The sequence below is a fragment of the Mycolicibacterium flavescens genome, assembly GCF_001722335.1.
GTDB lineage: Bacteria > Actinomycetota > Actinomycetes > Mycobacteriales > Mycobacteriaceae > Mycobacterium > Mycobacterium flavescens.
On the sequence record NZ_MIHA01000028.1, the window covers coordinates 23,965 to 45,654 of the forward strand.

Here is a 21,690-nt window from a genome sequence, read left to right on the forward strand (position 1 = left end):
GTGACGGCCGAGCCCATCGACCCGCGCACGTTCCGCAGCGTGCTGGGGCAGTTCTGCACCGGCATCACGGTCATCACCACGGTTCACGAGGATGCGCCGGTCGGGTTCGCGTGCCAGTCGTTCGCCGCGCTGTCGCTGGACCCGCCGCTGGTGTTGTTCTGCCCGACGAAGATGTCGAGATCCTGGCAGGCCATCGAGGCCAGCGGGCATTTCTGCGTCAACGTGCTGCACGAGAAACAGCAGCACGTCTCGGCCCGGTTCGGGTCCCGTGAGCCCGACAAGTTCGCCGGGATCGACTGGCACCTCTCGAAACTGGGCTCCCCGGTGATCGACGGTTCGCTCGCGCACATCGACTGCTCGGTGCATTCGGTGCACGACGGCGGCGACCATTTCGTCGTGTTCGGCGCCGTGCACTCCCTGTCTGATGTGCCGCACCGCAAGCCCCGGCCGCTGCTGTTCTACCGCGGCCAGTACACCGGCATCGAGCCGGACAAGAACACCCCCGCGCAGTGGCGCGACGACCTCGAGGCCTTCCTCACCGCCACCACGGACGACACCTGGTTGTGACGCCGGCGCGCTGGATGGCCTCAGATGCAGCCCATCGCGCACGGGTCGGCCGGGGGCCGCATCTCCGGCAGCGGAGCGTTCGGGTCGGCAGGCGGCTGCTGCTGGGTCAGGTCGATGTCGTGGTCGAGTTCGGGCGCCATCGGGATGTACCTGCACAGGAACGCCAGCGCCAGCTCGCACGGCGGCGGGCCGCCGGGCTGGGCGCCGGCGGGGGCCGCCGTGAACAACGTCGCACCGCAGGCGACGAGCGCCGCGACCGTGAACCGCTTCAACATCACGCCGACCCTAGCGCCTTGGCCCGCACGAAGTCGACGATCGCCGAAGCCACCTCGCGGTGCGCCACGTCGTTGAGGATGTCGTGCCGGCCGCCGGCCACCTCGTAAAGGTCGAGCGCGTCGATCTGGTCGGCGTACGCGCGCACCGCGCCGACGTCGGCGATCGGGTCGGCGCTGCCGTGCACGGCCAGCGTCGGCACGGTCAGCTTCGGCAGTTCGGCGCCGAACCGGTCCCAGGCCCGGTCGAGTTCGCGGACCATCGGGGCGCCGTCGGCGTCGACGAACGACAGCGGGTCGTTGGCGAGCAGGTCAAGGTAGAACGGATCCTCCGACAGCCAGCCCGGATCCAGCGCGATCGAGGTGTCGCTGTCCAGCATCGCCGGGTTCGGCACCAGCGGAGCACCGGAGATCACCCCGGCCCGGTAGCGGTCCGGCTGCTGCAGCAGCCGCACCAGCGTGACGATCGCACCGAACGAGTGTCCCTGCGCGATCAGCGGCTTGCCGTCGCGGCCGGCCATCTCGGTGAGCGCGTCGGCGAGCGCCGAGCTGTCCTCGATCGAACCGAAGTCGCCGCGGTCGCCGGGGCTCAGACCATGGCCGAGCTGGTCGGCCGCCCACAGGTCGATCCCGGCGGCGGTCAGCGCGAAGCCGTAGCGGTGGTAGACGCCGGTGTGCTCACCGAAGCCGTGCAGGAACACCACCGCGGCACGCGGTTCGGCGGCGGCCCAGTGCCGGTAGTAGGCGCGGCCGGTCGGAAGGTCGAGGTACGGCATGCCATGAACTGCAGCAGCGACGGGCCCGTCGCGCAAGATGCTGCCAACCGCCGATCAATTTCTGCCAGCGGAATTAATGCGCTGACCTGCCTGTTTGCACCATCAGACCGGCGCGAAGAACCACCGGCAGGAAGTACGGAAGAGGACAGAAAATGAGGAAGTTCGGTATCGCCGCCATGATCGCCAGCTTTATGACCGCCACCCTCGTCGGCTTTGCAGGACCGGCGCAGGCGGGTGTGGATCACCTCGATTGGTTGGACAAGGTTCACCCGACGGTGAACGTGCCCCAGGTCGACACCACCGTGCGCCACAGTCGCTGAGCGATCACGACACGAACAAGGCACCCCGCAAGGGGTGCCTTGTTCGTTGTCAGGGCCGGCCCAACAGCACGTCCTGTTGATCGCGGACCCGGGCGCGGATCGCGTCGACGACGGCGGCGACTTCGGGCCTGCGCAGGGCTTCCGCGCGGGTGACGAGCCAGTACGTCAGCCGCACCGACACGTCGCCGGGCAGAACGCGGACCAGGTCGTCGTGACGGTCGGCCATGAAGCAGGGCAGCAGCCCGAGCCCCGCCGCCGCTCGCGTCGCCTCCACGTGGACGAAGACGTTGGTGGAGGTGACCGATTCCCGCATGGCGGGCGTGTAACTGGCCGCCACGTCGAGGTCGTCGACCTGCAGCATCGAGTCGATGAAGTACACCAGCGGGTACCGCTCGAGGTCGGCGGTGCTCGACGGGGTGCCCTGTTCGGCCAGATAGGAGCGGGCGCCGTAGAGCCCGAGGCAGTAGTCGCCGAGCCGGATGGCCTCGGCGCGGTGCACCTTGGGTTCGCCGACGACGATCTCCACGTCCAACCCCGATCGCTGCTGGGTGGCGCGGCGGGTGGTGGCGACGATCTCGACAACCACTTTCGGATGCTCGCGCTGCACCTGCGCGGCGGCCGGCGCGGCGATGTAGGCGGAGAATCCGTCGGTCGCCGAGATCCGGACGACGCCCTTGAGGCTGCGGTCGCCCGAGCGCAGTGACCGCACCGCCGATTCCACGGCCTCCGCGGCGGACAGTGCGTCGCGGCCGAGGTCGGTCAGCTCCCATCCGCCGCTGCCGCGGACCAGCACACGCCCACCCATCGCCGCCTCGAGCGCGGCGATGCGGCGCGAGATCGTGGTGTGGTTGAGGCCGAGTTCCTCGGCGGCGAGGTTGTAGCGGCCGGTCCGGCCGACCGCGAGCAGCACCAACAGGTCGTCGGCGCTGGGCCCCCGCTCGGATCCCAGCCCGTCCGGCGGCGGTACATCAGACAGCACGCCTGCATTTTTGCAGAGACGCGGTGCGGTTTTGGCCATTGCACGCAGGGGGTATCTGCATGAATACTCACAGCCGCCTGTGCCCGCCATCACAGCCGAAGGAGTCTTCTGATGAGCGTCACCAACGAGTCGTCAGGTGGGCCGATCACCACCGGTCTCAAGCGCGTCGTGGTCGCGTCGATGGCCGGCACGGTTGTCGAGTGGTACGAGTTCTTCCTCTATGCGACCGCCGCCACGCTGGTGTTCAACAAGGTGTTCTTCGCCGAGGGGACCAGCGAGGCCAGCGGGCTGATCGCCGCGCTGCTGACCTATGCGGTCGGCTTCGTCGCGCGGCCTCTCGGCGGCATCGTGTTCGGCCACTTCGGCGACAAGTACGGCCGAAAGAAGTTGCTGCAGTTCGCAATTCTTCTCGTCGGCGCGGTCACGTTCCTGATGGGCTGTCTGCCCACCTACAACCAGATCGGTGTGTGGGCACCGATTCTGCTGGTGGTGCTGCGGTTCCTGCAGGGCTTCGCCGTCGGCGGTGAGTGGGGCGGCGCGGTGCTGCTGGTCGCCGAGCACAGCCCCAACGACAAGCGGGCGTTCTGGGCGAGTTGGCCGCAGGCGGCGGTGCCGGTGGGCAACATGCTCGCGACCGTGGTCCTGCTGGTGCTCACCGGGGTGCTGCCCGAGGCCGCGTTCATGTCATGGGGTTGGCGCGTGGCGTTCTGGCTGTCGGCGGTCGTCGTGCTGATCGGCTACTACATCCGCACCAAGGTCACCGATGCGCCGATCTTCGTGGCCGCGCAGGAAGAGGTCGAACGCACCAAGGCCGTGTCCTATGGCGTGTTCGAGGTGCTGCGGCGTTATCCCCGTGGCGTTTTCACCGCGATGGGGCTGCGCTTCGCCGAGAACATCATGTACTACCTGGTGGTCACGTTCTCGATCGTGTACCTCAAGACGCACGTCGGCGCCGACACCAGTGACATCCTGTGGTGGCTGTTGGCCGCGCACGCGGTGCACTTCGTGGTCATCCCGCAGGTGGGCCGCCTGTCCGACAAGTTCGGCCGTCGCCCGGTGTACATCGCCGGCGCGGTGCTGGCCGGAACGTGGGGCTTCTTCGCGTTCCCGATGATGAACAGCGGGTCCTATCTGCTGATCATGGCCGCGATCATCCTCGGCCTGATCATCCACGCGCTGATGTACTCGCCGCAGCCGGCGATCATGGCCGAGATGTTCCCGACGCGGATGCGCTACTCCGGTGTGTCGCTCGGCTACCAGGTCACCTCGATCGTCGCCGGGTCGCTGGCGCCCGCGATCGCGACGTGGCTGCTCGACAAGTTCGACTCGGCGATCCCGATCGCCCTGTATCTGGCGGGTGCGGCGGCGATCACGCTGGTGGCGGCGTTGTTCTGCCGCGAGACAAAGGGTCTGGATCTTCAGACCCTCGACGTCGCCGACCGCGAACACCTGGCCAGGACAGGGGCGGTATGAGCGACCTCGCCGGCCGCAGCGCGCTGGTCACCGGTGGGGCCAGCGGTATCGGCGCGGCCTGCGCCAGGACACTGGCCGGACGCGGCGCCGCCGTCACGGTGGCCGATCTCGACGAGGCCGCCGCCGAGAAGGTGGCCGACGAGATCGGCGGAAAGGCCTGGGCGGTCGACCTTTCCGACGTCACGGCGCTCGAGGACCTGCGGCTCGACGTCGACATCCTGGTCAACAACGCCGGCGTTCAGCATGTCAGCCCGATCGCCGACTTCCCGCCCGAACGGTTCCGCTTCATGCTTGCGCTGATGGTGGAGGCGCCGTTCCTGCTGATCCGGGCGGCGCTGCCGCACATGTACGAGCAGGAGTTCGGCCGGGTCATCAACATCTCGTCGGTGCACGGACTGCGGGCGTCGGAGTTCAAGAGCGCCTACGTCGCCGCCAAGCACGCCATCGAGGGGCTGTCGAAGGTGACGGCGCTGGAGGGCGGACCGCACGGGGTCACCAGCAACTGCGTGGACCCCGGCTACGTGCGCACGCCGCTGGTGACGAAGCAGATCGCCGATCAGGCCAGCACGCACGGCATTGCCGAAGATAGGGTGATCGCGGACATCTTGTTGAAGGAGAGTGCGATCAAGCGACTTGTCGAGCCGGACGAGGTTGCCTCGCTGGTGGCGTGGCTGGCGTCGCCGGCCGCCGCGATGGTGACCGGGGCGTCGTACACGATGGATGGCGGCTGGAGCGCCCGGTGACCACCACCGCGCAGTGGACGCCGACCGACGCCGATGTCTCCGACGCCCGGGTGACCGATTTCGCGCAGTTCGTCAGCGGGCGGACCGGGCTGTCGCTGCCCGACTACCGGTCGCTGTGGCAGTGGTCGGTCGACGAACCCGCCGCGTTCTGGGCGGCGCTGTGGGACTACTTCGAGCTCGGCGACCGCCCGGACACCGTGCTGACCTCGATGGAAATGCCCGGCGCACAATGGTTTCCGGGCACTACGCTCAACTATGTCGACCAGGTGGTGCGTAACGCGCGGCCCGACCGCCCCGCGATCCTGAACATCGCCGAGGGTGGCGCGACGACCGAGGTGTCCTGGTCGGAGCTGCTGGGACGCGCCGCGGCGTTCGCCGAGCGGTTGCAGTCGCTCGGGGTGACCGCCGGAGACCGGGTGATCGGTTACCTGCCCAACATCCCCGAAGCGGTGATCGCGTTCCTCGGTGCGGCCAGCATCGGGGCGATCTGGAGCGCCTGCGGTCAGGACTATTCGGCCAAGGCCGCGCTCGACCGGCTCGGACAACTCGAGCCCGTCGTGCTGGTGACCGCGGACGGCTACACCTACGGCGGCAAGTTTCACGACAAGGCGAACGACATCGAGGCGCTGCAGGCCGGGTTGCCCACGCTGCGGGCCACCGTGATGGCCTCCGAACTCGCCGAGTCCAGCGGCGACACGCTTGCGACCACGCCGGTCGATTTCGCGCACCCGCTGTGGATCCTGTTCTCCTCGGGCACCACCGGGCTACCCAAGGGCATCGTGCACGGCCACGGCGGCGTCCTGATCGAACACCTCAAAGCCGTTGCGCTGCAGTGCGACATCGGGCCGGATGACACGTTCTTCTGGTACACCAGCCCGAGCTGGATGATGTGGAACTTCCAGGTCGCCGGCCTGCTGGTCGGGGCGACGATCGTCTGCTACGGCGGCAGCCCCAACGCGCCTCGCCCGGATGCGCTGTGGGACATCGCGGGCCGGATCAAGGCGACCGTTCTGGGCACCAGCCCCGGCTACGTGCTGGGCTGTGCCAAGGCCGGTGCGGTGCCGCGTAAAGAGCACGACCTGTCGGCGCTGCGGACGGTCGGGATCACCGGGTCGTCGCTGCCGCCGTCGTCGTCGCTGTGGTTGCGCGACAACGTCGGCGAGGATGTGCAGGTCGCCTCGATCAGCGGCGGCACCGACGTGGTGTCGGCGTTCATCGGCGGGGTGCGGACCGTCCCGGTGTGGCCGGGCGAGCTGTCGGCGCCCTACCTCGGTTGCGCGCTGGACTCGTGGGACGAATCCGGCAACCCTGTGCGCGACGAGGTCGGCGAGTTGGTGGTGACCAAACCGATGCCGTCGATGCCGGTCTCCTTCTGGAACGACGACGACGGATCACGGTACCGCTCCGCTTATTTCGAGATGTTCGACGGTGTGTGGCGACACGGCGACTGGATCACCATCACCGACCGCGGCAGCGTCGTTGTGCACGGCCGATCGGACTCCACGCTGAACCGCCACGGCATCCGGATGGGCAGCGCCGACATCTACCAGGCCGTCGAACGGCTACCCGAGGTCGCCGAGGCACTGATCATCGGCGCCGAACAGCCCGACGGCGGCTACTGGATGCCGCTGTTCGTGGTGCTCACCGACGGCAACGACCTGACTGACGATCTGCGCGCCCGGATCAACGACACCATCCGCTCGGAGGTGTCGCCGCGGCACGTGCCCGACGAGATCATCGTCGCGCCCGGCGTCCCGCACACCCGCACCGGCAAGAAGCTCGAGGTGCCGATCAAGAAGCTGTTCCAGGGCGCCGACCCCGCCAAGGTGGTCGAACGCAGCGCCGTCGATGATCCCGCGCTGCTCGACTGGTACGTCACGCAGCGTCGAACGTGATCAGGTCGATGCTCAGCCGGCCCTCCAGTCGACTGATGGTGCGCACCGGCGGCCCCGCGACCGGCGGCGCGGTCGAGCGGTAGGTCGCCCTGGTCGGCGTGGTGAACTCCGCCTCGTGCACCCCGTCGCGCTCGACGGTGGTCACCGACCAGCCCGGCGCTTCCTTCGCGTAATTGCAGGCCTCGCACGCGCCGAGACCGTTGAGCCCGCTGGTCGGCCCGCCACGGTGCTTCGGAACCGCATGGTCGCGGTGCCGGATCGGCGCATTGCAGTACGGCGTGCGACAGGTCTGGTCCCGCAATCCGATGAACGCCGCCAAGCCTTTCGGGAACACCCGCGCGCGTGACTCCATTGCGACCAGCTGGCCGCTTCGCGGGTGCCGGTACAGCCGGCGCAGCATCGCCTTCGCCTCCGCGTCGGCCACCGCGTCACCGGTCAACCCCCGTGCGATCGCGCTCGGCAGCGGACCGTAGTCGTCGAGCCACGCGGGCGCGTCGTCATCGCCCATCAGCGTCGTATCGGCCATCACCAGGTTCAGGTGGACGTCCACCGGTTGTGCGGCCGGTCGACCGGTCACCCGCTCCACCATGGTGTCGGCCATGACCTGGCCGCGCGACCGGTCGTCGAAAGTGGTGTCGGCGCTGCGTTTCAGCGCCGCGTACACGCCGACTCCCTGCGCCACCGGCAGCAGCGCGGTCACATACGTCATCGAGTCCGCCGCCGGGCGGATCGTGACAGTGCGGTCCTCGGCGGCCTTGGCGCTGCGGTCCACCACCGCGGCGACATCGAGTTCACAGGCGATCCGCTTGGCCTCCGCGGCGATCCGCTTGTCACCCCAACCCTCGAGACGCGAGACGTCACCGCACATCTGGGCGTCCAGCCGGCGCCGGTGCTCGACGCTCAGACACGCCGACTCCCGCACGATCAGGGTGGCGCGCCACTCGGACAGCGCACCGCATTCCAAAGCCGCCAGCGTGCACGGCATTTCGTCGACCAGCGCCGTCGCGAAGCCCAGATGGCGGCCGCCCTGCACCGGCGCCTCCCGGCGGGCCAGCGCCACCTCCGTCGCCAACCCCCGCCCCCGCTTGCTCGCCGGGATTCCGGCCGCCCGCTCGGCGGCGTCGCGTTTGGCCTTCCACGCCGCGGTCGCGCGGGCCTGAGCCGCGGCCGCCTGCGCCTTGACCGTCTCGAGGTGTTCGACCTGCGCCCGCAGGCAAGCTTCACTCGCCTCGGGGTCGATTTCGAACACGTGTGCGACCATATTCCGACCATACGCCGGGACTCCGACAAGTTCTTCAGAACCGGCCGGGATCGGCCAGCACCTGCGCAAACGCCATCTCGGCCGCCCCGATCACCAGGGTCTCGGCGCCCAGTGTGGCGGGCACGATGCGCACCAGCGCGCGCGGTGCGGCCATGCAGTGGCGCGCCAGCTCCTCGCGCAGCACCGCCGCCGCGAAGGCCGGAAACGCCCGCAGGAATCCGCCGAGCACGATGAGGCCAGGGTTGAGCATGTTCACGGCATTACCGAGTGCGATCGCCAAGGCGCGCGCCTGGCTGGCGAGCATGTCGGCTTCGGCGGGATCCGGCTCCGGGCGGCCGGAGTCGGACAGCAGTCGGGTCAACGGTGCCTGGATGACCACGGTCTCGAGGCAACCCACGCTTCCGCAGTGGCACTGGTCGCTTCCGCCCACGTAGGTGTGCCCGAGCTCGCCCGCATAGCCGGAGGCGCCCTCGAGGAGACCACCCGCGACCACGAAACCCGCGCCGATACCGCTGGGGCCGCCGTTGACGTAGATCAGGTGGTCGGCATCTTCGTGCTGACCGAACAGGTGCTCGGCGATGGCTCCGGCGTTGGCGTCGTTGGTGGCGACAACCGGCAGATCGATTGCATCGCTGAGCATCTGGCCGATAGCGACGTCGTGCCAGCCGAGGTTCGGTGCCAGTTGCACCGCCGAATCCGGACCGCACACCAACCCGGGCACCGCCAGGCCGACGGCAATCACCGTCTGGTCGTCGCGCAGGGTGCGCCGCAGATCGCCGATCGCGTCCGCGGCCAGCGTGACTGTTTGCTCGGGGCTCGGCAGATCGACAGGGTGGCGGACGACGTGGCGAACGGACCCGCCGAGCGAAACCAGGCCGACGGTGACCGCGTCGACCTCGGGAGTGACGGCCACCGTCAGCGCCCGATCACCCGGGCGCACAATCGGACTCGGCCGGCCGACCTGTGTTGCCGCCAGCGCGGGCGATTCCTCGACCAGGCCGCGGGCGACCAACTCCTCGACGAGGTCCTTCGTGGTCGACCGCGACAACCCGGTGTGACGGGTGAGGTCGGCGCGACTCGCCGCGCGCTGGCGGTGCACCAGCGTCAGCACGCTGGACAGATTCCGCCGCCGGACATCGTCGCTGCTGGTGCCGATACGGCCCTGCGTCGCCCTCATTGGGCCACCATCCCCCTCACATCGGGCCTTGACAGTGTCGCAGACCACATTTTATGTTCGCTCGGAGAACAAAACCCTAGCATCGCTGTTTGGAGCCCCGATGACCGTGCTGGAGTCCAGCATCCCTGTATCCGATGCGCTCACCCCGAAACGCGAAGACCGGTTCTCGTTCGGGTTGTGGACCGTCGGCTGGACCGGCGCCGACCCGTTCGGTGTGGCGACCCGGCCCGCGCTCGATCCGGTCGAAGCGGTCGACCGGCTCGCCGAGCTCGGCGCCTACGGCGTGACGTTCCACGACGACGACCTGTTCGCATTCGGGAGCTCGGAGGCCGAACGCCGCCGCGCCATCGACCGGTTGACCTCAGCCCTCGACGCGTCCGGGCTGGTGGTGCCGATGGTGACCACCAACCTGTTCACCCAGCCGGTGTTCAAGGACGGCGGTTTCACCAGCAACGACCGTGCCGTGCGGCGGTTCGCGCTGCGCAAGGTGCTCAACAATCTCGATCTGGCCATCGACCTCGACGCGCAGACCTTCGTGCTGTGGGGCGGGCGCGAGGGCAGCGAGTACGATTCGGCCAAGGATGTGCGGGCCGCGCTGGAGCGCTACCGCGAAGCGCTGGACGTGTTGTGCCAGTACGCAATCGACCAGGGCAGCAGTATCCGGTTCGCGATCGAACCGAAACCCAACGAACCGCGCGGCGACATCCTGCTGCCGACCGTCGGGCACGCGCTGGCCTTCATCGAGACCCTCGCCCACCCCGAGCGCGTCGGCGTCAACCCCGAGACCGGCCACGAGCAGATGTCGGGCCTGAACTTCATGCACGGCATCGCCCAGGCCCTCGACCGCGGCAAGCTCTTCCACATCGACCTCAACGGCCAGCGCGGCATCAAGTTCGACCAGGACCTGGTGTTCGGCCACGGCGACCTCATCAACGCCTTCTCGTTGGTCGACCTGCTCGAACACGGCGGCCCGGACAGCACGCCGGCCTATGACGGGCCGCGGCACTTCGATTACAAACCAAGCCGCACAGAGGATTTCACCGGGGTGTGGGCTTCGGCGGCGGCGAACATGCGGATGTACCTGCTCCTGCGCCAGCGCGCAGCGGCGTTCCGTGCGGACCCCGCCGTCCAGGAGGCGATGGCTGCGGCCAGAGTCGCCGAGTTACGGCACCCGACGCTCTTCGACGGGGAGACCTACACCGATCTGCTTGCCGACACCAGCGCGTACGAGGACTTCGACACCGGCTCGTACTTCGGCGGAAACGGCTGCGGTTTCGTGGCTTTGCATCAACTCGCCGTCGAGCACCTGATGGGAGCCCGGTGACCAGCCATCCGATCACAGAGGAGAATCCGTGAAGCGAACCAGCACCCTGATCTTCACCACCGTCGTCGCGGTCGGAATGACCCTGACGGCGTGCGGATCAGACACCGAAACGGGCGCGCAGTCCGGTGCCGGGAAGGTCGGCGTCATCCTGCCGGACACGAAATCCTCGGTGCGCTGGGAAACCAAGGACCGCCCCGCGCTCGAGCAGGCGTTCGGCAACGCCGGCGTCGAGTACACGATCCAGAACGCCGAGGGGTCGGCCGACACGATGGCGACCATCGCCGACGGCATGATCGCCGACGGGGTCACGGTGCTGGCGATCGTCAACCTCGACTCCGACAGCGGCGCCTCCATCCAGCAGAAGGCCGCCGCCCAGGGCGTCAAGACCATCGACTACGACCGCCTCACGCTGGGCGGCTCGGCCGATGTCTACGTGTCGTTCGACAACACCAAGGTCGGCGAACTGCAGGGGCAGGGGCTGGTCGACTGCCTCGGCGGCCGTCCCGCGAATGTGGTGTTCCTCAACGGATCTCCGACCGACAACAACGCCACGCTGTTCAGCACGGGCGCGCACTCGGTGGTCGACGCGACACCGTCGGTCACGATCGTCGGTGAGCAGGCGGTGCCCGACTGGGACACCGACAAGGCGGTCACCATCTTCGAGCAGCTCTACACCGCAGCCGACGGTCGCGTCGACGGTGTGTACGCCGCCAACGACGGACTCGCCGGTTCGGTCGTCTCGATCCTGGAGAAGAACAAGCGCGCGGGTCAGGTTCCCGTCACCGGCCAGGACGCGACGGTCGAAGGCTGCAGAACATCCTCGCCGGCACCCAGTGCATGACGGTCTACAAGTCGGCCACCGAGGAAGCCAACGCGCTCGCCGAGGTGGCCATCGCGCTTGCCAACGGTGAGCAGCCGACGACCACCGCCACCTCACGCGACGACACCGGCGGGCGCGACGTGCCCTCGGTGCTGCTGACGCCGAAGTCGATCACCAAGGACAACGTCGACATCGTGTTCGACGACGGCGGCCAGTCCAAGGACGAGGTGTGCACGGGCCAGTTCGCGCCGATGTGCTCGGCGGCAGGAGCCTGATGGACGACCGCGCGCCCATCCTCGAACTCCAAGGCGTCAACAAGAGTTTCGGGGTCGTGCACGTGCTGCACGACGTCGACTTCCGCGTGTACCCGGGCCAGGTGACCGCGCTGGTCGGCGACAACGGCGCGGGAAAGTCGACGCTGGTCAAGGCGATCGCCGGCATCCATTCGATCGACAGCGGCCGCTACCTGTTCGAAGGCGAACCGGTGACGGTGCGCAGCCCCAACGACGTCTCCGCGCTCGGCGTCGAGGTGGTCTACCAGGACCTGGCGCTGTGCGACAACCTCGACATCGTCGAGAACATGTTCCTGGGCCGTGAACTCAAGACCCGCGGCGTGCTGGACGAGGCGCGGATGGAGACGATGGCTCGGCAGGCGCTGAGCTCACTGTCGGTGCGCACGGTGAAGTCGGTGCGCCAACCGGTTTCGAGCCTGTCCGGCGGACAGCGCCAGACCGTGGCGATCGCGAAGTCCGTGCTGTGGAACAGCAAGGTCGTCCTGCTCGACGAGCCGACCGCCGCGCTCGGCGTCGCGCAGACCCGGCAGGTGATCGAGTTGGTGCGCGGGCTGGCCCGCCGCGGCCTGGGGGTGGTGCTGATCTCGCACAACATGAACGACGTGTTCGAGGTCGCCGACCGGATCTGCGCGCTGTATCTGGGCCGGGTCGCCGCCGACGTCAAAGCCTCCGACGTCACCCACGGGCAGGTGGTCGAACTCATCACCGCGGGCCGCTCGGGAAGCCTCGGGCTGGTGCAGGCCGCCGAATCGATGTGACCCCCGCACCGTGACACCGGCCGAAGAGGACCTCGAAATGACCGCTGTGCGAACCGAACCCGCGCTCGACCCGGGCTTCTCTGCCGACACGCGCGCCGACGAGACCTTCGGCGATGCGGTGCGCGGCTACCTGCGTCGGGTGCGCGGCGGCGACATGGGGTCACTTCCCGCGGTGCTCGGGCTGATCGTGTTGTTCATCGTCTTCGGTCTGGCCAACGACCGGTTCCTGTCCGCGCTGAATCTGGCCAACCTGATCACCCAGGCCGGCGCGATCTGTGTGCTGGCGATGGGACTGGTCTTCGTGCTCCTGGTCGGCGACATCGATCTGTCCGCCGGGGTCGCGGGCGGTGTGGCGGCCTGCACGATGGGCCTGGCGGTCGTCAACATGAACTGGCCGTGGTGGAGTGCGCTGCTGGCCGGAATCGCCTGCGGCGCAGTCATCGGGCTGGCGATCGGACTGCTGCGCGCGAAGCTCGGGATCCCGTCGTTCGTGGTTACGCTCGCGTTCTTCCTCGGCCTGCAGGGCGTCACGCTCAAGCTCATCGGCGAGGGCGGCTCGGTGCGCGTCGACGATCCGGTGATCCGCGGGCTGACGATCAGCAACCTGCCCGTCACCGCCGGCTGGGCGGTCGCGGCGGTCGTCGTGATCGGCTATGCGGCTCTGGAATTCGGCCAGCATCGGCGCAAGAAGACGCTGCAGCTGTCACACTCGCCGGTGGGCGTCGTCGCCGCGCGGGTGGCCGCGGTGGCCGCGGTGGTCCTCGGCGTCACCTACGTGCTCAGCGTCAACCGCAGCGTCAGCGCGGCCACCGAGATCCGCGGCATCCCGTACGTGCTGCCGCTGATCCTCGTGCTGCTGATCGCGATGACCGTGGTCCTCAAACGCACGTCGTACGGCAGGCACATCTACGCGGTCGGCGGCAACGCCGAAGCGGCACGGCGCGCCGGGATCTCGGTGAACCGGATCCGGGTGTCGGTGTTCGTGGTCTGTTCGTCGCTGGCGGCGTTGAGCGGCATCATCGCCGCCTCCTACGCGGGCAAGGTGTCGGCGTCCTCCGGTGGGGGCAACACGCTGCTGTACGCCGTCGGGGCCGCCGTCATCGGCGGCACCAGCCTGTTCGGCGGGAAGGGCCGGGCCGTCGACGCGGTGATCGGCGGTGTGGTGGTCGCGACCATCGCCAACGGCCTGGGCCTGCTCAACCAGTCGTCGTACATCAACTTCCTGGTCACCGGTGCCGTGCTGCTGCTCGCGGCCAGTGTGGACGCGATCTCCCGGCGCAGGCGCTCGACAACTGGGCTCGGCTAGGGACCCAGCCAGCCGCCGATCCGGCGCAACGCCTCCTCGATGTCGCCGGTCGGCCCGGCGAACGACAGGCGCACGAACGAACCGCCGCGCGCCGGGTCGAAGTCGATCCCCGGTGCGATCGCGACCCCTGTGTCGTTCAACAGCTTCGAGCAGAACGCCAGTGAATCGGTGGTGAGGTGGGAGACGTCGGCGTAGACGTAGAACGCGCCGTCGGCCGGGGCCAGTCGCTCGATACCCAGGCCGCGCAGCCCGTCGAGCAGAAGAAGCCGGTTCGCGGCGTAGTGGTGCAGCAGCGCATCGGACTCGGCGATCGAGTCGGGGTGAAACGCCGCCACCGCCGCGAGTTGCGGCAGCGTCGGCGGGCAGATGGTGAAGTTGCCGGTCAGCCGGTCCACCGCGCGGTGCAGCTCCTTCGGCACCAGAAGCCAGCCCAGCCGCCAGCCCGTCATCGCGAAGTACTTCGAGAAACTGTTCACCACAACGGAATCCCGCGAGGTGGCCCACGCGCAGCTGGTGGCCGGCGCGCCGTCGTAGACCAGGCCGTGGTACACCTCGTCGCTGATCAGCCGCGCACCGGTGGATTCACACCACCGGGCGATCGCGGCGAGTTCCTGCGGCGGAATGACCGTGCCGGTCGGGTTGGCCGGACTGGCGACGATGACACCCTGCACCGGCGGGTCGAGCGCCTCGAGCATCTGCACCGTCGGTTGAAACCGGGTCTGAAGACCGCAGGGGATCTCGACAACCTCACACCCCAACGCGGACAGGATGTTCCGGTAACACGGGTATCCGGGACTCGCGATCGCCACCCGGTCCCCGACGTCGAAGCAGGCGAGAAACGCGAGCAGGAAGCCGCCGGAGGAGCCGGTCGTGATGACCACGTCGTCCGGGTCGACGGTCAACCCGTGCCGGTCGAGGTACTGGCCGGCGATCGCGGTCCGCAGCTCCGGGATGCCCAGCGCCACGGTGTAGCCCAGCACGGTGGTGTCCAAGGCTTCCTTGGCGGCCGCCCGCACCGCGGCTGGGGCGCCCGCGCTGGGTTGCCCGGCCGACAGGTTGACCAGGTCACCGTGGCTGCGCTGCCGCTCGGCGGCGGCCAGCCACACGTCCATCACGTAGAACGGCGGTATCCCGGACCGCAGCGAGACGCTCACGCCTCCAACGCTAGAGCACCTCGGATTCGAGCCGGCGCAGATGCTCCCGCGGCGGCCCGAGCAGCTGCGCGCTGCCGTGCGCGCGCTTGAAGTACAACTGGATGTCGTGCTCCCAGGTGATCGCGATGCCGCCGTGCATCTGCACCGCTTCGCCGGCCACCCGGGTGAACGCCTCGGTGGCGGTGAACAGGGCCAACGAGGCCGCTGTCGGCGACGGAGCCGCGACCACCTCGTCGACCACCGCGCGGGCGGACTGCACCGCGACGTACAGATCGGCCATCCGGTGCTTGAGCGCCTGGAAACTGCCGATCGGCCTGCCGAACTGCACCCGGTCCTTGGTGTACTGCACCGTCAGGTCCAGGCAGCGTGACGCGGCGCCGATCTGCTCGGCGGCCAGCAGCAGCGCGGCCGCGTCGGCGAGCCCCGGGTCCGCGCCGATGTCGGTGCTCTGCCGGCCTTCGACGCGGGCCAACCGGCGCGTCAGGTCCATCGCGTCCAGGCGGGTTGCGGTGAACTCGGTCCACCGGGTCAGCCGGTCACCGTCGGCGGCGATCACGACGTCGGCGACGTCGCCGTTGACCACGTAGCCGGGGTCGAAGACCACGGTGCCGACGCGGCTGCCCTCGGCGAGTCCCTCGAGTGCCTCGGCGTCGGGTTGGTCGGCCGCCAGCAGGGCGACCTCGGCGAGCGTGGTGCCCAGCAGCGGGGTCGGGACCAGCGCCTTGCCGAGTTCTTCGAGGACGACGGCCGCGTCGGCGAGCTCACCACCCGCGCCGCCGAGGTCTTCGGGCACCACCAGCGCCGCGGCGCCGACCTGCTCGCACAGCAGCGTCCACAGCGACTCGTCGTATCCGCGTTCGGACGCCATGGCCTCGCGCACCGCCGCCGGCGGGGCGTGCTTGTCGACGAGCGCGGCCACGGTTTCGCGCAGCAGTTGCCGTTCTTCGCTCACAACGCCTCCAAAACGCGCCGACGATGGATGGTCGGATCACCCCACGCCGACCGCAGCGCCTGCACGCGCAACAGCCACAGCGACAGATCGTGCTCCTGGGTGAACCCGATCGCACCGTGTGTCTGCAGCGATGCGCGTGCGGCCAGCAGCGCGGCGTCGGACGCGGCCGCCTTGGCTGCGCTGACGTCGCGCGCGGTGTCGGAGGGACTACCGGCCCCCTGATCTGCCAGGGCCAGCGCCGCACCGTAGACCAGCGGACGGGCCAACTCGACGGCGATGTGCACGTCGGCGAGCTTGTGCTTGATCGCCTGGTAGGTGCCGATCACCTTGCCGAACTGACTGCGCTGTTTGGCGTATTCGACCGACATGTCCAGCATCGCCTGGCCGGCGCCGACCAGTTGCGCGGCCGTCGCCAGCGCCCCGAACTCGTAGGCGCGCGCGACATCGGCCGGTCGGCCATCACCGGAGGTGTTGACGTCGAACAGCTTTCGGCTGGGGTCGACGGACTCGTGCTGGGCGCCGACCGCGGCCTCGCTCACCGCGCCGTCGCCGGCCAGCAGGATCAGCCCGGCGAAGTCGGCGTCGACGGCGCGCGGCACCTGCGGCGGCAGCGCGACGGTGGCGATGAGATCCCCGGCGGCCAGCGCGGCGCTGCGGTCGTCGTCGGCCAGCAGAATCGGTGCCACCGCGATGGATTCGGCGACGGGTCCGGGTACGCACCAGCGGCCCAGTCGTTCCAGAGCGACCGCCAGGTCGACGGGGTGCGCGTCGATGCCGTCGTACTTCTCGGGCACCAGGAGCGCGGTCACGCCGAGATCGGCCAACTGTCCCCACACCTTGCGGCCCGGCGCGGTGTCCCCGGCGGCCCAGGCCCGGACCGCGCCGGGCAGATCGGCGGCGCCGAGTGCGGCGTCGATGCTGGCGGCGAAGTCGCGCTGCTGTTCGTCCAGTTCGAAGTTCATGTGTCTACTTTCGGGGGAGCCCCAGTAGGCGCTCGGCGATGATATTGCGCTGAATTTCGTTGGTGCCCGCATAGATCGGGCCGCCCAGGGCGAACAGCAGGCCATCGGTCCAGTGGTCGGCGAGCTCGGCGTCCGCGCCGCGCAGGTCCAGCGCGGTCTGGTGGATCGCCACGTCGAGGTCGGACCAGAACACTTTGGTCACGCTCGACTCGGCGCCGAGTTCACCGCCGCCGGCCACCCGGGTCACCGTGCCGAACGTGTGCAGGCGGTAGGCCTGCGCCTTGATCCAGGCGTCGGCGACCCGGTCGGCGTAGGCGGGGTCGGGGTTCTCTTTCCACTGCGCGACAAGGCGTTCGGCTGGCGCGAGGAAGCGGGCCGGGCTGCGCAGCGACATGCCGCGTTCGTTGCTCGACGTGCTCATCGCCGCGCGCCACCCCTCGTGCACGTCGCCGATCACGTCGTTGTCGGGGACGAACACGTCGTCGAGGAAGATCTCCCCGAAGCCGGTGTCACCGCCGAGTTGCGCGATCGGCCGCACCGTGACGCCGTCGGCCTTGAGGTCGAACATGAAGTACGTCAGACCGCGGTGACGTTCGGCCTCGGGGTCGGAGCGGAAAAGGCCGAACGCGCGTTCCCCGAACGGGGCGCGGGAACTCCAGATCTTCTGCCCGTTGAGCAGCCACCCGCCGTCGGTCCTCGCGGCCGTGGACCGCAGCGACGCCAGGTCGCTGCCCGACTCCGGCTCCGACCACGCCTGGGCCCAGATCTCCTCGCCGCTGGCCATTTTCAGCAGGACGCGGTCGAGCTGTTCCTCGGTGCCGTGCGCGAACAACGTGGGGGCAAGCATCGAGGTGCCGTTGGCGCTCGCGCGGCCGGGTGCGCCGGCGCGGAAGTACTCCTCCTCGTACACCACCCATTGCAGCAGGCTGGCGTCGCGGCCACCGTACTTCTCGGGCCAGGTGATCACCGACAGGCCGGCGTCGAACAGCACCTTGTCCCAGCGGCGGTGCTGCTCGAACCCCTCGGCGGTGTCGTAGGACTTGGTGGGGAAGTTGTCCTTGTTCGCGGCAAGGAACTCGCGCACCTCGGCCTGGAAGTCGCGGGTGGCGTCGTCGAAACTCAGGTCCATCAGGAAGATCCAGCCCTCTCGCGCAGTATCGGTTTGACCACCTTGCCCCCGGGGTTCCGCGGCAGGACGTCGAGGAACTCGACCGAACGTGGCACCTTGAAGTTCGCCAGATGCTCCCGGGTGTAGGCGATCACGTCGTCTTCGTTGAGTTGGGCGCCGGGCTTGACCACGATGTAGGCCTTGCCGACCTCGCCGAGCCGCTCGTCGGGCACTCCGATCACCGCGGACTCCGCGACACCGTCGAGGCGGGCCAGCACCTGCTCGATCTCGGCCGGATACACGTTGAACCCGCCGCAGATGTACATGTCTTTGAGCCGGTCGGTGATGCGCAGGTTGCCGTCGGCGTCGACCGCGCCGACGTCACCGGTGTGCAGCCAGCCGTCGGAGTCGATCGCCGCCGCGGTGGCTTCGGGGTCGTCGAGGTAGCCCAGCATCACGTTCGGGCCGCGCAGCAGCACCTCACCTGTGCCGTCATCGCTCGGATTGGCAATGCGCAGTTCGAAATCCGCGATCGGTCGGCCCGAGGTGGTGGCGACGGTGACGGCGTCGTCGTCGGCTCGGCACATCGTGCCGAACCCGTTCGCTTCGGTCAGGCCGTAGGCGGTCAGCACGATGTCGATGTCGAGTTCGGTCTGCATTCGCTCGATCAGTACGACGGGGATGGTCGCCGCGCCGGTGACGGCGAACCGCAGCGAGGTCAGGTCGTAGTCGGCGCGCCTGGGATGGTCCAGCAGGGTCTGGTAGATGGTCGGCGGACCGGGCAGCACGGTGATGCGGTGCTCCTGCACGGCGGCCATCGTCTTCTCGGGATCGAACGTCAGCTGCGGGATCAGGGTGGCGCCGGTCTGCAGGCACGCCAGGATGCCCGCCTTGTATCCGAAGTTGTGGAAGAACGGGTTGATGCACAGATAGCGGTCGTCGCTGGTGAGTTGTCCGCATTCGGCCCAGGCGGACGGGGCGGCCAGCGACTGGCGGTGCGCGCACAGCGCGCCCTTGCTGCGGCCGGTGGTGCCGGAGGTGAACAGGATGTCGGACACGTCGTCGGGCCGCACCGCGGCGGCGCGTCGGTCGACGGCGGCCAGATCGGTTCCGGTCGCGATGAACTCGTCCCAGGTGCCGTCGGCCTTCTCGACCGGCACCCGCACCACGTCCCGCAGCTTCGGCAGGGCGGTGCGGTCGACGGAGGCCGCCTTGTCGGCACCGAGGAACTCGCCCGACGCGAACAGCAGCGGGGCTTCGGTGCGGGCCAGGATGTCGGTGGCCTCGCTGGCGGTGTAGCGGGTGTTGAGCGGGACGACGACGCCGCCCGCGTGGTGGACGCCCAGGCAGGCGACCACCCAGTGCCACGTGTTGGGGGACCAGATCGCGATTCGATCGCCGGCTTCGATACCCGAAGCGACCATCGCGGCCGCAGCGCGGCGGACCTCGTCGCGCAGCTGGGCGTAGGTGAACGTGCGGTCGTCGGTGACCAGGGCCGGATGGTCGGCGAATCGGTCGGCGACGTCATCCAAGACCTGGGGAATGGTCCTTGGATCCGAAGTCATCGACGCTCCCTTAACAAAGCAAGTGCTTGGTAGGTTAGCCTACAAGGGTGATTGAGGTCGAGGAGTTCCGGGCCGAGGTCCGTGACTGGCTCGCCGACAACCTCGTCGGCGAATACGCGGCGCTCAAGGGGCTCGGCGGGCCCGGGCGCGAACACGAGGCGTTCGAGGAACGACGGGCGTGGAACCAGCACCTGGCGGCGGCGGGGCTGACGTGCCTGGGCTGGCCCGAAGAGCACGGCGGCCGTGGGTTGACGGTCGCGCACCGGGTGGCGTTCTACGAGGAGTACGCGATCGCGAACGCTCCGGCGAAGGTCAACCACTTCGGCGAGGAACTGCTCGGCCCGACGCTGATCGCCTACGGCACGCCCGAACAGCAGAAGCGGTTCCTGCCGAAGATCCTCGACGTCACCGAGTTGTGGTGTCAGGGCTACTCCGAGCCGGGGGCGGGCAGCGACCTGGCGAACGTCGCGACGACCGCAGAGTTGGACGGCGATCAGTGGGTCATCAACGGGCAGAAGGTGTGGACGTCGCTGGCGCACTGGGCGCAGTGGTGCTTCGTCGTCGCGCGCACCGAGAAGGGTTCCAAGCGGCACGCCGGTCTGTCGTATCTGCTGGTGCCGCTGGAGCAGCCGGGTGTGGAGATCCGCCCGATCGTGCAGTTGACCGGCGATTCGGAGTTCAACGAGGTGTTCTTCGACGACGCCCGCACTGAGGCGTCTCTGGTGGTGGGGGAGCCGGGCGACGGGTGGCGGGTCGCGATGGGCACGCTGACATTCGAGCGCGGGGTGTCGACGCTCGGGCAGCAGATCGAGTACGCGCGTGAGCTGTCCGGGGTGGCGGAATTGGCGAAACGCACGGGTGCGGCGGATGATCCGTTGATCCGCGAGCGGTTGACCCGGTCGTGGGCGGGGTTGCGGACAATGCGGTCGTATGCGCTGGCGACCATGGACGTCGAGCAACCCGGGCAGGACAACGTGTCGAAGTTGTTGTGGGCCAACTGGCATCGTGAGCTCGGTGAGATCGCGATGGACGTGCTCGGCCGCGAGGGGTTGACCCTGACCGACGGCGATTTCGACGAATGGCAGAGGCTGTACCTGTTCTCCCGGGCCGACACCATCTACGGCGGCTCGAACGAGGTGCAGCGCAACATCATCGCCGAGCGGGTGCTCGGCCTACCGAGGGAGGCCAGGCCGTCGTGAACCTGTCAGAAGCTCCGAAAGAGATCGAGGGACACGGCCTTCTGGCCGGCAAGGTCGTCGTGGTGACGGCCGCGGCGGGAACCGGTATCGGGTCGTCGGTGGCGCGCCGGGCGCTGGCCGAAGGCGCCGACGTCGTCGTCTCCGACCACCATGAGCGTCGCCTGGGTGAAACCCGCGACCAGTTGAGCGAACTCGGTATGGGCCGGGTCGAGAGCGTCGTGTGCGACGTCACGTCGACCGCGCAGGTGGATGCGCTGATCGCGTCGACGACCGCGCGGATGGGGCGGCTGGACGTGTTGGTGAACAACGCCGGCCTGGGCGGGCAGACACCCGTCGTCGACATGACCGACGAGGAGTGGGACCGCGTCCTCAACGTCACACTCACTTCGGTGATGCGTGCGACGCGGGCCGCGCTGCGGTACTTCCGTGACGCCGGCCATGGCGGAGTGATCGTCAACAACGCCAGCGTGTTGGGTTGGCGCGCACAGCATTCGCAGTCGCACTACGCCGCAGCCAAGGCCGGGGTGATGGCGCTGACGCGGTGCAGTGCGATCGAGGCGGTCGAGTACGGCGTGCGGATCAACGCGGTCTCGCCGAGCATCGCGCGCCACAAGTTCCTGGAGAAGACCAGCAGCTCGGACCTGCTGGACCGGCTGTCCGAAGGCGAGGCGTTCGGGCGCGCGGCCGAGCCGTGGGAGGTCGCCGCCACGATCGCGTTCCTGGCCAGCGAGTACTCCAGTTACCTGACCGGAGAGGTGATTTCGGTTTCCAGTCAGCGGGCCTGAC

The 21,690-nt window shown here is 68.9% G+C and carries 20 protein-coding genes and 1 pseudogene; 11 read left to right on the forward strand and 10 right to left on the reverse strand.

Annotation, left to right across the window (positions count from 1 at the left end):
- Positions 1-567: a 3-hydroxy-9,10-secoandrosta-1,3,5(10)-triene-9,17-dione monooxygenase reductase subunit gene (hsaB, locus tag BHQ18_RS26025; protein ID WP_069416548.1), complete on the forward strand. Its 567-nt coding sequence runs from the start codon at positions 1-3 to the stop codon at positions 565-567.
- Positions 568-587: 20 nt separating this feature from the next.
- Here hsaB and BHQ18_RS26030 read toward each other — a convergent pair whose 3' ends face one another.
- Both BHQ18_RS26030 and BHQ18_RS26035 read right to left on the reverse strand, forming a co-directional pair.
- Positions 588-842 carry a fibronectin-binding protein gene (locus BHQ18_RS26030; protein ID WP_109789417.1) on the reverse strand — a complete coding sequence of 85 codons (255 nt, stop codon included), beginning with the start codon at positions 840-842 and terminating at the stop codon, positions 588-590.
- Complete coding sequence (locus tag BHQ18_RS26035) at positions 842-1,615, reverse strand: alpha/beta fold hydrolase (RefSeq protein ID WP_069416550.1); 774 nt, start codon at positions 1,613-1,615, stop codon at positions 842-844. Before BHQ18_RS26035 ends, BHQ18_RS26030 begins: the two co-directional genes overlap by 1 nt.
- Before the next feature lie 152 nt (positions 1,616-1,767).
- Here BHQ18_RS26035 and BHQ18_RS30215 point away from each other — a divergent pair, with 152 nt between their 5' ends.
- Positions 1,768-1,935 (forward strand): hypothetical protein, encoded by a 168-nt coding sequence (locus BHQ18_RS30215; protein ID WP_165614601.1) that lies wholly within the window; start codon positions 1,768-1,770, stop codon positions 1,933-1,935.
- Positions 1,936-1,984: 49 nt separating this feature from the next.
- Here BHQ18_RS30215 and BHQ18_RS26040 read toward each other — a convergent pair whose 3' ends face one another.
- On the reverse strand, positions 1,985-2,953 hold the full coding sequence (locus tag BHQ18_RS26040) for a LysR family transcriptional regulator (protein ID WP_069416551.1): 969 nt from the start codon (positions 2,951-2,953) through the stop codon (positions 1,985-1,987).
- Positions 2,954-3,025: 72 nt separating this feature from the next.
- On the opposite strand from BHQ18_RS26040, the gene BHQ18_RS26045 reads away from it, so the two are divergent.
- From BHQ18_RS26045 to BHQ18_RS26055, 3 genes are read left to right on the forward strand one after another with little or no spacing between them, the layout of a single operon-like run.
- Positions 3,026-4,387, forward strand: coding sequence for an MFS transporter (locus BHQ18_RS26045; RefSeq protein ID WP_069416552.1), 1,362 nt, complete (start codon positions 3,026-3,028; stop codon positions 4,385-4,387).
- Positions 4,384-5,130, forward strand: coding sequence for a 3-hydroxybutyrate dehydrogenase (locus BHQ18_RS26050; protein ID WP_069416553.1), 747 nt, complete (start codon positions 4,384-4,386; stop codon positions 5,128-5,130). The genes BHQ18_RS26045 and BHQ18_RS26050 overlap by 4 nt, the downstream gene beginning before the upstream one ends.
- Positions 5,127-7,025 carry an acetoacetate--CoA ligase gene (locus BHQ18_RS26055; protein WP_069416554.1) on the forward strand — a complete coding sequence of 633 codons (1,899 nt, stop codon included), beginning with the start codon at positions 5,127-5,129 and terminating at the stop codon, positions 7,023-7,025. The genes BHQ18_RS26050 and BHQ18_RS26055 overlap by 4 nt, the downstream gene beginning before the upstream one ends.
- Here the strand turns inward: BHQ18_RS26055 and BHQ18_RS26060 are convergent.
- Together BHQ18_RS26060 and BHQ18_RS26065 are read right to left on the reverse strand one after the other, a co-directional pair.
- The gene (locus BHQ18_RS26060) at positions 7,006-8,286 is read right to left on the reverse strand and encodes an HNH endonuclease (RefSeq protein ID WP_069416555.1); all 1,281 of its coding nucleotides are present in this window, start codon (positions 8,284-8,286) and stop codon (positions 7,006-7,008) included. The genes BHQ18_RS26055 and BHQ18_RS26060 overlap by 20 nt on opposite strands.
- 34 nt (positions 8,287-8,320) lie before the next feature.
- Positions 8,321-9,463 (reverse strand): ROK family transcriptional regulator, encoded by a 1,143-nt coding sequence (locus BHQ18_RS26065; protein ID WP_069416556.1) that lies wholly within the window; start codon positions 9,461-9,463, stop codon positions 8,321-8,323.
- Between the two features lie 100 nt (positions 9,464-9,563).
- Between BHQ18_RS26065 and xylA the strand changes: the two genes are divergently transcribed.
- From xylA to BHQ18_RS26085, 4 genes and pseudogenes are all read left to right on the forward strand, one after another.
- The gene (gene xylA / locus BHQ18_RS26070) at positions 9,564-10,787 is read left to right on the forward strand and encodes a xylose isomerase (RefSeq protein WP_069416557.1); all 1,224 of its coding nucleotides are present in this window, start codon (positions 9,564-9,566) and stop codon (positions 10,785-10,787) included.
- A 28-nt stretch (positions 10,788-10,815) separates the two neighbouring features.
- Positions 10,816-11,882, forward strand: a pseudogene (locus BHQ18_RS26075) (sugar ABC transporter substrate-binding protein).
- A complete protein-coding gene (locus tag BHQ18_RS26080; RefSeq protein ID WP_069416579.1) occupies positions 11,882-12,658 on the forward strand; it encodes an ATP-binding cassette domain-containing protein in 777 nt (258 codons plus the stop codon). Before BHQ18_RS26075 ends, BHQ18_RS26080 begins: the two are co-directional and overlap by 1 nt.
- A gap of 37 nt (positions 12,659-12,695) precedes the next feature.
- Positions 12,696-13,964 (forward strand): sugar ABC transporter permease, encoded by a 1,269-nt coding sequence (locus tag BHQ18_RS26085; RefSeq protein WP_069416578.1) that lies wholly within the window; start codon positions 12,696-12,698, stop codon positions 13,962-13,964.
- On the opposite strand, the gene BHQ18_RS26090 is transcribed toward BHQ18_RS26085, so the two are convergent.
- The 5 genes from BHQ18_RS26090 to fadD3 are packed head-to-tail and all read right to left on the reverse strand — an operon-like array spanning position 13,961 to position 19,705.
- Complete coding sequence (locus BHQ18_RS26090; protein ID WP_069416558.1) at positions 13,961-15,118, reverse strand: pyridoxal phosphate-dependent aminotransferase; 1,158 nt, start codon at positions 15,116-15,118, stop codon at positions 13,961-13,963. The genes BHQ18_RS26085 and BHQ18_RS26090 overlap by 4 nt on opposite strands.
- A gap of 10 nt (positions 15,119-15,128) precedes the next feature.
- Positions 15,129-16,070: an acyl-CoA dehydrogenase IpdE2 gene (gene ipdE2, locus BHQ18_RS26095; protein ID WP_069416559.1), complete on the reverse strand. Its 942-nt coding sequence runs from the start codon at positions 16,068-16,070 to the stop codon at positions 15,129-15,131.
- Positions 16,067-17,032 (reverse strand): acyl-CoA dehydrogenase family protein, encoded by a 966-nt coding sequence (locus BHQ18_RS26100; protein WP_069416560.1) that lies wholly within the window; start codon positions 17,030-17,032, stop codon positions 16,067-16,069. Before BHQ18_RS26100 ends, ipdE2 begins: the two co-directional genes overlap by 4 nt.
- A 4-nt stretch (positions 17,033-17,036) precedes the next feature.
- Positions 17,037-18,161: an acyl-CoA dehydrogenase family protein gene (locus tag BHQ18_RS26105; protein WP_069416561.1), complete on the reverse strand. Its 1,125-nt coding sequence runs from the start codon at positions 18,159-18,161 to the stop codon at positions 17,037-17,039.
- A complete protein-coding gene (gene fadD3, locus BHQ18_RS26110) occupies positions 18,161-19,705 on the reverse strand; it encodes a 3-((3aS,4S,7aS)-7a-methyl-1,5-dioxo-octahydro-1H-inden-4-yl)propanoate--CoA ligase FadD3 (protein ID WP_069416562.1) in 1,545 nt (514 codons plus the stop codon). The genes BHQ18_RS26105 and fadD3 overlap by 1 nt, the downstream gene beginning before the upstream one ends.
- 47 nt (positions 19,706-19,752) lie before the next feature.
- On the opposite strand from fadD3, the gene ipdE1 reads away from it, so the two are divergent.
- A complete protein-coding gene (gene ipdE1 / locus BHQ18_RS26115) occupies positions 19,753-20,904 on the forward strand; it encodes an acyl-CoA dehydrogenase IpdE1 (protein ID WP_069416563.1) in 1,152 nt (383 codons plus the stop codon).
- Positions 20,901-21,689, forward strand: coding sequence for a (5R,7aS)-5-hydroxy-7a-methyl-1-oxo-2,3,5,6,7,7a-hexahydro-1H-indene-carboxyl-CoA reductase (gene ipdF / locus BHQ18_RS26120; RefSeq protein ID WP_069416564.1), 789 nt, complete (start codon positions 20,901-20,903; stop codon positions 21,687-21,689). Before ipdE1 ends, ipdF begins: the two co-directional genes overlap by 4 nt.
- The last annotated feature ends 1 nt before the right edge of the window (position 21,690 follow it).